This window comes from Paenibacillus sp. N119s (genome assembly GCF_059447605.1).
The window spans coordinates 1-9,657 of the sequence record NZ_JCAJRU010000196.1 but is presented as its reverse complement, the minus strand read 5'-3'; the positions used below and the strand labels follow the sequence as shown (position 1 = coordinate 9,657).

Below are 9,657 nucleotides of genomic sequence, written 5' to 3'. Positions count from 1 at the left end.
CAGAACGCAAAAAACATCGTAACCTCGACATCCAGCTCCCGAGCTGTATTGGCCAAAATCAGCCCAGCCATTGCTTTATCATAATCGCCGCTGAACATCAGCAGATTCATTCTTTTGTTCATAATTTTCCGCCTCCATTACCAACAGATATACTCAGTATGGATTTGGAAATGAGAACTATGCCCAGTTCACATATTGATCACAATTGTGGAGGGGATTGTGTGCTAGAAGTAATGCCTAATCAAAAGTTAAATTATCCTTTGACTTATCTGTATTTAATTCTACTAGCCACAGGCCATCTGTGTTTTTGGATAGAAAAACCATATCGTATTCTTCACCTTTTTGTATTACATGAGTAAGGACTTTATAGGTGTCATTAGACATTTTTTTACTGTCAACAATGGTGAAAGAAGATACTGAGCTTGCTTTAACCGATTGACGGAATTCTTCTAGAGGAATTGACGATTTGTTAGAGAGTAGACTAAGGGCTTTGTCGCTATCTTTCTTTTTTATGGCTTCCAAGTAATCTTTAACAGGTTGGGAAACCTCCACATTTTTGGGGTCCTCATTTTTTATTTGCTTGGAAGTAGCAGGTACTTGATTATCAACAGACTGGGGGTGACCACATGCAGAAAGTAATGCTACAGGTAGTATAGCAGCAACAAGATAGAATATAACTTTTTTTACCATATTGCACCTCCCTTTTTGGTATATTCTATGATATTGTAACATATGTGATCAAAAAAACAATTTAAAGGAGGGTATTATGTTAGTGAATAAAGCTTTGAAAAAGGTACTGGTAGCAACTCTTTTAGGGAGTGTGCTCATTCCGTCAGCAGCCTTTGCTGAGTCGGACTATGAAAAGCAACTAGATCAGCAATACGGGCCTGAAAATGGCTATTCCACTTTTTATAATGCTCCACTCCATGATGAAAAAACTTTACAGTCTACAGTCTGTGCAACCTTCAAGTACAGGGTTCAAATGGTCCGCAAATTATGAAGTAACTACTCATTATCAAATTCCACGTAATATTCCAGTGAGCAATGGCGAGAGTATTCAGGTTATTTCAACAAGCTCTAGGAATACTGGTAGTAATTCAACTTATGATTTAGGAATGGAGTATTATGACTCTTGGGCTGGAGGATGGTATGGAAGCAATAGTATGACTAAAACAGCTGATGTGGGTAGTACCTCTTATCTACATTGGGAGCATATGGACGGTAAAGATTATCGAGTGCGGGTAAAAGGGAATGTAAAAGGATCAATGACTGTGAATGTTTATTAATTAGTTTAAGAAGCCTAGGATCAAAGACACAATATTAACCTACATAAATTATATGATCTTGAACTTCGAAAATTCATATCAAATTATCTGGAATTATAAAATAATCCGTTTATCTAATAAAGGTCGTCCTTTGCACATAAATGTGAAGGATGACCTTTATTATGATGGTTTAGATAGTCATTTTCTGCTCTTATACTCCTACCGTTACCAATGTCATATCTCTGAACTGCTCCCATTCTGTATAATCTCAAGGGAATTCAAGACACAAGCCTGAGATCGGGAGGACAATAAGAAAGTGAGTATAGAGAATAAATATAAAGCACTTGAACTGGAGAAGCCGGGTATCTATGAGCTGGAAGGGCTGGAAGTCGGGGTTACCTCTAATTGCAACTTCAAGTGTGATTACTGCTGTGCATATCAGCGGAACGATGGACAATGTATTAGCAGCAAAGAGGTCATAGGTATCATTGATGATATTTCAACTTTAAAACGTGTGCGACTGTCCGGGGGTGAAGTAACCCTGAAGTATGAGGATTGTCTGGACATCGTGGCTCACTGTACGAGCAAGGGAATTGCTACCCAGCTCAATACCAATGCGAGTTTGCTCAGCCCTGAACGAATTGAGAAGTTGCGTGACGCGGGACTTTCCAATATTCATATCTCTTTCAACTTCACGGATGCCGATAAATATGCAGCCTATTATCATGTTCACCCTCGTATGTATGAGAAAATCGTGCAAAATATTCGGTTGTGTACCGAAGCCAAGCTGGAAACAGTGCTGGAGACTTTGCTTTTTGAAGAGACGCAGAATAACATGCCCGCGATCAGTGAAAAAGTCTACGAACTCGGTGTGCGCATCCATGAAATCCAAAACAGCATCGTGATGGATCATACAAACTGGAACGCTATCTCCACCAAGGAGGCACTCATCCGTTCCGTGCATGACCTCATCGCACATAAAAAGGACGATACCGTGCTGTATTTCACCTGTATGGACCGTTTTGCTGAGGCGCTGGGGTTCAAGGAGCAGCCAGGTGTTTATTTTTCCAACTGTGTTGACGGTAAGAAGCAGCTTCATCTTCACGGGAACGGTGATATCCTAATCTGTGAACTATGTCATCCAGTGGTCATCGGTAATATTTATAACGGAACGTCCTTAAAGGATATTTACAAAAGTAAGCCGAAGCAGCTTCAGGAGTTTCTCGACAAACTGCCTTGCCCTGCATATGATGCGCTTTTTCCGAATGGGATTTAAGAGAGTTTTATTATTACTGATAACATATCCATAGGGTATAATATTACTTAACAACAGAATGGCTTAGATGGGCGGTCGGCTAATCTCCTGCAAAGGAGGTGATGCCTGTGGAGGTTAAAGATGCTCTGACATTAATGATGATGTTCGGTACGCTGGTTGTTGCGTTAATTGGATTAATCGTCACAATTGTTATTGCGTTGAACCAAAACAAAAAGAAATAGACCGCCCTCGGACAAGGTAAACGGTCTATTTCTTCACTGATCTAAATCCATAGCCGACCGCCCTTAAAAGCGGCTGTTGCTAAAGAGCAAGGCTGTTCAAGCATCCTTGCTCTTTATTTATTGTGTTCTTCTTAACTATATTTTATCACAGCTTTATCAGCGTTTACAATGCGGAAAAGCCAAATGAGGTAACCAACTTCACCATAAATAGAGGCTTAGCAGTAATGAAGTCAGACCCTTATTATTTGTTTTAATGAAAGGGTTTACATGCTAAAATATATCAATGTAAACTTCTTATGAAAGAAGGAGTAGATATGAAATATAGAAATGTCGGCAATAGCGGTCTTAAAATTAGTGAAATCGGGTTGGGAAGTTGGCTAACGTACGGTACAGCCGCCGAGCAGGAAGCTGCTCATACCTGTATTGCCAAAGCTTTTGAACTTGGAATCAATTTCTTTGATACCGCAAACGCGTACAACCGTGGAGAAGGTGAGAAGGCTATGGGAGCGGCATTGAAGCCTTATCGCAGAGAGAGCTATGTGCTTTCTACCAAGGTGTACTTTCCTATGGATTCCGGTCCCAATGACAGGGGATTGTCTCGCAAGCACATTATGGAGCAATGTGAGGCGAGTCTAAAGCGCCTCGGCACGGATTATATCGACATTTACTTCTGCCATCGTTATGATCCAGAAACTCCGTTGGAAGAGACACTGCGGGCGCTAGATGATCTTCAGGCTCAAGGTAAGATCTTGTATGCTGCGGTCAGTGAATGGAGTGCCGCCCAGCTCACGGATGCCTATGGCATTGGGAAAAGGCTGAATCTACGTCCGCTGATTGCCAATCAGCCGATCTATAATATGTTCGAGCGTTATATCGAACATGAGGTACTTCCCGTATCCGAGCAGGTAGGCATCGGCCAGATTGTATTTTCGCCGCTGGCCCAAGGCATTCTCACGGGCAAGTACAAGCCGGGACAGCCTATGCCGACGGGCAGCCGCGGAGCTGATGCGTCTGTCAATAACGTCATCAGCAGTTACATGAACGACACCGTCCTGAGCTGTGTTCAGGAACTGGATCAGCTGGCAAAGGACTTGGGTGTCACCCTGTCACAACTTGCGCTTGCCTGGATTTTGAGAGAACCGGGGATCAGCGCTGCACTGATTGGGGCTACTAAACCAGCACAGATCGAGGAAAATGTGAAAGCAGTCGAGGTGACGCTGCAATCGGAGACTTGCGCAAAAATTGAGCAGATTCTGAAGCAAGTAGAGGGATTTGCGCCTTTGCGTTAGCTTGCTTCAAGCACGGCATAGATCCCTGAAACCACACTAAATGCAATCCCGCTCACTAAAACGAGGATTTGCTTCTTACTGAGGTCCAGTGGATCAAAAAAGAAGGGCAACAGCCATTTTAGACTAATGACAGCCCATAGACCTTCTGCCAATCCTAGAATCAATACCTTTTGCCCCCAGTGAAGCTTCATCTGTGGTGTTAGCGGACCTGCAAGAAACAGGTCACCTGAAGTATGAATATTCCAAGAAACGATAACTACGAATATCACAAGCGTTAATAATGTTGACATAATATAAGTGATGTCTTTTTTAGCCTTGTTCGTGAGCTTTGGCGATTTTTTAAACTCAGGAAAGCCGATCAGGAAAAAGACGATGCCTACGATTATAGCCACCCCTACAGAGGAACCGAGTATAATATTTGCTGCCATGCCGATGCCATTGATGATGAATAATAATATAAGCTCTCCCCCTTTGGGGTTACGATGATAGTTATTTTATTGTACACGCAGGAACGAAAATGCTCAAATACTTGGAAAAGCCCCTGGCACTTTTGCCAGGGGACATTTTGAATTTTGGTCGATTATAATGCGGATTTAATGACCTTTTTATAATACAGAATGGATAGCACCCCGAAAATGGAGTATAAGGCAGTGTATAGCACCATTACGATAATCATAGGCATCCAAACTTCGGTTCCAAACATGAACCAGCCAGATTGGACGGCGAAATAGCTGTGTGATAGACCGATCACTAACGGAATGCCGAAGTTAAAGAGTTGTTTGATTTTAATGCCTCGCAGCAGGTCGCTCTGGGTGAACCCCAACTTTCTCAACACAGTATAATTGGACTTTTCGTCTTCGCTCTCATCCATTTGCTTAAAATAAAGGATGCAGCCTGATGTAATAAGAAAAGTAAGTCCCAAAAAGCCAACTACAAACATGATCACTCCCATATTGCTCTTCTGATTGCTGCTCATTTCAAGCTGTGATGTTTGTTGATCGTTAAAATTCGCAGCTGCAAACAGGCGATCGGCCTCTTTGATCTGTGCTGCATTTAGTATATCAATTCCGATATATAGGGATGACTTCTTCTGAATCTTAGGATTTACGTCTTTCTTTAACCGCTCAAAGATGGTTTCGTCTACAATGGCAGTGGGTAGTCCTCCGACTGTAAAATAGTAAGGAATGACATAATCCCTTTTTAGACCTACATATTGTTGATGTATAACTTCTGTTTTTCCCTTCAAATCCAGGGGACCAAAATTTCTCAAGGACATAAATTTCTGTAAAAAATCATTATAGCCTGTTAAAATCGTCTGTCCTGGAGATACATCCGTATCCTCCACAGATTGATCGCTAATGACAGGCAGTATCGTGGAATCCGCACCGACATTTAGATCTTTCGGCGGAGTCTCCATGATTTGCGCTGCGTTTACACTGACTTGAATCACTTCAATTTTCTTTTCTCGATACTTTATATCATGCTCATGAAGTAAAGTCTTGAATTTCTCTGCATCTGGTATGTTCGTCATCGCAAAATGGGAAGGTACATTCTCCTCAGCTGCTTGATCGGCAGAATAATAGGCAATATAGCTTAAGGAGAGCAACCCAATGGCGAGTGCAGATACGGTTGTAATAATGGTCAGCAACAAAGCATTAGATTTCATGCGGAACATGATAGATGAGAGAGACAGTACCTCATGAATGTTTAGGTAGCCGCCTTTGCTTTTTCTGATCATATTGGAAATAAAGCGGATGGACCCTTTATAAAAAAGAAGTGTTCCGATGATGACAGAACCTAAAATAAATACCATCGCCATAAATAGTTCATTTAAGGAGGTAAAGTCACCACCAAATAATCTGGAGGAAACATAATATCCCAAAGCGATAAGCGAGATGCCCATGATCCCGATGACCATCTCAAAAATCGTTATTTTCTTGATTTTCCCTTCGGTAGTTGAGGTTACTCGGAACAAAGATAAAATACTTTGTCTTTTGATAAAAGAGTAATTCATGACCATGATCAGCAAGTAGATGGCAACAAAAACGATGAGTGTTTGGGTCAGTGCTTGGATAGAGAAATATAGAGTGGCAATGGCTTCGACGCCCGTCGTCTTAAATAAGATCATGATCACTAATTTGGAAAAAGAAAATCCAATTCCAATTCCAACGAAAAGAGAACCAAAGTATAAAATTAAGTTTTCAGCACTTAAAATGCGAAAGATTTTGCTTTTTGTCATCCCGATTAATTGAAATAAGCCAATTTCTTTGCTTCGTCTCTTTATAAAAATATTATTGGCATACATCAGGAAAATGCAGACAATAGCAACCAGTAAAACGTTGGCTGCCCGTATGGAAGCTGCACCTTTAATAGAGCCCTTCACTTCGTCCATGGAGGGATCGTACTGTATGGTGACGAAAGCGAAATAGAGCGCAACACTGAAAATGAGAGCAAAAACATAGAGATAATAATTGCTCAGGTTTTTTTTCAGATTTTTTAGAATGAGTACATTAATGTTCATGTTGAACCCCACCTAAGACCGCTTGAGTTTTCATGATATCCTGGAAGAAGCTTTGTCTTTCCTGCATGCCTTTATGTAGCTGCGTATATACTTGCCCATCCTTAATAAATATGACGCGGCTGCAATGGCTGGCTGCGACAGGATCATGCGTGACCATAATAATCGTGGCCTTGCGCTTTTGGTTCAGCTGACCCAGCTTGTTTAATAAATCGGAAGCCGATTTTGAATCCAGCGCGCCCGTAGGTTCATCGGCGAAAATAATCGTAGGCTCATGGATAAACGCTCTAGCCGCAGATGTACGCTGTTTCTGTCCGCCCGAGATTTCATTGGGATATTTGTCCTTGAGCTCATAAATCCCCAGTTCTGTAGCGACTTCCTGAAATCTTCGGTTAGCCTCTTTTTTAGGCGTTTTAGTGATAGATAGGGGCAAAAGGATATTCTCCTTCACGGTGAGCGTATCCAGCAGATTATACTCTTGAAAAATAAAGCCTAAATGCTGTTTGCGGAATTCAGCCAGTTGCTTTTCTTTCATTTTCGTCATTTCGATGTCATTGATTTTAATGGAACCGTGGCTTACTTTATCAATGGAGGAAAGGACATTTAGCAATGTGGTTTTACCTGAGCCAGAGGCTCCCATAATACTGACAAATTCCCCTTGTTCAATAACGATATCTATTCCCTTCAAAACCTCCTGCATATTTAGCTTGTTACCATAGGTTTTATGAATTTTGTGGGCTTCTAAAATATTCACTTCATGCACTCCTTATTGTTCTTGTAGCCTTATTATAAAAATCGCGCTGATGTTTTTCCTTTGAATCGGCGAACAATACATAAAAGCATGTGACATCTCTGTCACATGCTCAGCATACTTACAAAATCATTTCGTTTGGGAAAAATTAAAGTGAAGGTAGTACCCGTGTTCGGTTTGGAGTGCACATCTATATGTATGAGCAAGGATTGTGCTGCCTTTTTCGCTAAATATAACCCCATGCCTGTTGAAGTATGATCAGAGTGTTGGGTTGTGGATGTAAAACCTTTCTCGAAAATACGAGGTATATCCTTCGGATCAATTCCGCGCCCAAAGTCTTGAACCTCAAGCTGTATTCGGTCTCCCTGTTCATAGCTGTGAATGATAATATCACTGGCATCGCTATATTTGATGGCATTGGTTAAGAGCTGCCTGATGATAAAAGCCAGCCATTTGACATCACTCAGCACTTCCATTTGCTCAAACTGGATGTCAAAACCGATTCCCTTTTGGATGCACCATGACTGTAATGCTTTGATTTCTTTAAAGACGAGAGATTTAAGATCTATTTGCTCAATATACAAATCGTTTTCAATAAAAGATATGCGCTTCTGATGCAACTGTTGGTCCAGCAGTAAATGAATTCGCAGCCATTCATAGGTTAGCTGAGCCTTAAGAGATTTGTCCTCCAGTCGCTCAATCATCAAATGCATGGCGGTTAAAGGTGTTTTTACCTCATGAATCCAGGATAACAGCTCATCTTTTTCATGTTCGAGGGTCAATTGATTTTGCGAGATGATCTGTTGTAATCGTTCGGTCTGACGGATTATTTTGTGTTCAATAATTCGCTCAAACGGACTCTCAGGCTCGCCCATGCCGGTTAATTCGAGGGGACCCTCCCATCCCTCCAGGGCCCGATAGAACTTGGTTTCCTTGGGATAGCGGACGATTAGAAAAACCGAAAAAACCAACATAGATAAGAAAACGACATACAGGATCGGCGTCAACGGGATTGCTGCATCCACATAAGCGATGAGAAGGACCAGCATTTGTTGGCATACAAATAATGCAATCCAGCTCCGCCTTTCTTTCAAGTATGCTCTAATCATAAGCAGGTGCCTCTTCGATGGCCATATAGCCTTGTCCCACCTTCGTTTCAATGAAACGGCCCAAATCCAGCTCATCCAGCTTTTTCCGCAGGCGATTCAAGTTGACAGTCAGGGTGTTGTCGCTGACAAAACGTTCATCATCCCATAGGCTTTTAATTAACTCCTCCCGGGAGACAATTTTGTTCTTTTGCTCAATCAGCAGCTTTAATATATAAATTTCATTCTTGGTTAATTCGATGGAACCCGCCTCATGGGTCACGATATTCTTTTCGTAATCGACTGTGGCACCACACCAGGTTTTGAGGGAAGTGGGCTCTGTATTGTAATTGTATACGCGGCGAAGTGTCGCCTGTAATTTGGCAATCAGTACATCAAAATGGAAGGGTTTTTGGATAAAATCATCCGCCCCAAGCTGCATTGACATCACTATATCCGTAGGATGGTCGCGCGATGATAAGAAGATAATCGGGACGTTGGAGTGAGATCGAATCATTCGACACCAATGGAAACCATCAAATTTCGGCAACTGAATATCAATCACGACCAGATCAGGCTTTATCGTTGTGAATTCTTGAATGACTTTACTAAAATCCTGGATGCCATACACATCATAGGCCCATTGAGTTAACCTGTCCTTGATTTCATGGAACAAAGTTTGATCATCTTCAATCAGCAAGATTTTGAACAATGATTTCACCACTTTTTACATTTTTATATAAAGTGTATAGCAAAATTTGTGTATGTGCTATATGTGATCGAATCAACTTGATGTAGCGATAATCTGCTGTTAATAGTTGAGGTTTATAGTTGGTGTGTATCTGCAATCTCATAACGTTTAAAGGATGGATGTATGGATGGGGATTCACACCTATTTTCGATCGCTTAATGAGTTGGAAAGAATTATTCGTTGTCCGGGCAAGTTTAAATTCGAGGAACATAGTGTATCGGCTCATTCTTGGAAAGTAGTACAATATGCCAAAACGCTGGCTGATATTGAAGAGAGAAACGGTGTCCGCATTGACTGGAAAAAGCTATACGAGATTACCAGCAGTCACGATTACGGGGAGATTTTTATTGGAGACATTAAAACGCCTGTGAAGCATTCCTCCAAGGAACTGCGGCTATTAATCCAGCAGGTCGAAGAAGGCATGATTGAGTATTTTATTGAAGAGAATATTCCAGAGGATTTTAAAGCGATTTTCCGCAAACAGTTAAGAGAGGGTAAAGA

General features: G+C 41.4%; 13 protein-coding genes. 6 read left to right on the top strand and 7 right to left on the bottom strand.

What is annotated here, in order from left to right:
* On the bottom strand, nucleotides 1-122 hold a 122-nt coding region (locus AC5V8P_RS19355), incomplete at its 3' end, for a DsrE/DsrF/DrsH-like family protein (protein ID WP_495473786.1).
* Nucleotides 123-237: 115 nt separating this feature from the next.
* Nucleotides 238-690: a phosphoinositide-specific phospholipase C-related protein gene (locus AC5V8P_RS19350; RefSeq protein WP_064797568.1), complete on the bottom strand. Its 453-nt coding sequence runs from the start codon at nucleotides 688-690 to the stop codon at nucleotides 238-240.
* Nucleotides 691-766: 76 nt separating this feature from the next.
* Here AC5V8P_RS19350 and AC5V8P_RS19345 point away from each other — a divergent pair, with 76 nt between their 5' ends.
* From AC5V8P_RS19345 to AC5V8P_RS19325, 5 genes are all read left to right on the top strand, one after another.
* Nucleotides 767-1,000, top strand: coding sequence for a hypothetical protein (locus AC5V8P_RS19345; protein ID WP_064797569.1), 234 nt, complete (start codon nucleotides 767-769; stop codon nucleotides 998-1,000).
* A gap of 163 nt (nucleotides 1,001-1,163) precedes the next feature.
* Entirely contained in the window at nucleotides 1,164-1,286 is a 123-nt protein-coding gene (locus tag AC5V8P_RS19340) for a hypothetical protein (protein WP_274597689.1), read from the top strand.
* A 295-nt stretch (nucleotides 1,287-1,581) separates the two neighbouring features.
* Complete coding sequence (locus tag AC5V8P_RS19335; protein WP_063207528.1) at nucleotides 1,582-2,541, top strand: radical SAM protein; 960 nt, start codon at nucleotides 1,582-1,584, stop codon at nucleotides 2,539-2,541.
* 107 nt (nucleotides 2,542-2,648) lie between these two features.
* Nucleotides 2,649-2,762 (top strand): putative holin-like toxin, encoded by a 114-nt coding sequence (locus tag AC5V8P_RS19330; RefSeq protein WP_231116925.1) that lies wholly within the window; start codon nucleotides 2,649-2,651, stop codon nucleotides 2,760-2,762.
* 314 nt (nucleotides 2,763-3,076) lie between these two features.
* Nucleotides 3,077-4,051, top strand: coding sequence for an aldo/keto reductase family protein (locus AC5V8P_RS19325; RefSeq protein ID WP_064797570.1), 975 nt, complete (start codon nucleotides 3,077-3,079; stop codon nucleotides 4,049-4,051).
* On the opposite strand, the gene AC5V8P_RS19320 is transcribed toward AC5V8P_RS19325, so the two are convergent.
* The 5 genes from AC5V8P_RS19320 to AC5V8P_RS19300 all read right to left on the bottom strand — a co-directional run bounded on the left by AC5V8P_RS19320 (nucleotide 4,048) and on the right by AC5V8P_RS19300 (nucleotide 9,117).
* Nucleotides 4,048-4,479, bottom strand: coding sequence for a hypothetical protein (locus tag AC5V8P_RS19320; protein ID WP_231116926.1), 432 nt, complete (start codon nucleotides 4,477-4,479; stop codon nucleotides 4,048-4,050). The genes AC5V8P_RS19325 and AC5V8P_RS19320 overlap by 4 nt on opposite strands.
* 152 nt (nucleotides 4,480-4,631) lie before the next feature.
* Nucleotides 4,632-6,572 carry an FtsX-like permease family protein gene (locus AC5V8P_RS19315; RefSeq protein ID WP_064797571.1) on the bottom strand — a complete coding sequence of 647 codons (1,941 nt, stop codon included), beginning with the start codon at nucleotides 6,570-6,572 and terminating at the stop codon, nucleotides 4,632-4,634.
* Nucleotides 6,562-7,323 carry an ABC transporter ATP-binding protein gene (locus AC5V8P_RS19310; protein ID WP_064797572.1) on the bottom strand — a complete coding sequence of 254 codons (762 nt, stop codon included), beginning with the start codon at nucleotides 7,321-7,323 and terminating at the stop codon, nucleotides 6,562-6,564. Before AC5V8P_RS19310 ends, AC5V8P_RS19315 begins: the two co-directional genes overlap by 11 nt.
* Before the next feature lie 101 nt (nucleotides 7,324-7,424).
* Complete coding sequence (locus AC5V8P_RS19305) at nucleotides 7,425-8,429, bottom strand: sensor histidine kinase (protein ID WP_063207517.1); 1,005 nt, start codon at nucleotides 8,427-8,429, stop codon at nucleotides 7,425-7,427.
* Entirely contained in the window at nucleotides 8,422-9,117 is a 696-nt protein-coding gene (locus AC5V8P_RS19300) for a response regulator transcription factor (RefSeq protein WP_063207513.1), read from the bottom strand. The genes AC5V8P_RS19305 and AC5V8P_RS19300 overlap by 8 nt, the downstream gene beginning before the upstream one ends.
* A gap of 166 nt (nucleotides 9,118-9,283) precedes the next feature.
* Between AC5V8P_RS19300 and AC5V8P_RS19295 the strand changes: the two genes are divergently transcribed.
* A partial coding sequence (locus tag AC5V8P_RS19295) for a YfbR-like 5'-deoxynucleotidase (RefSeq protein ID WP_495473785.1) occupies nucleotides 9,284-9,657 on the top strand: 374 nt, incomplete at its 3' end.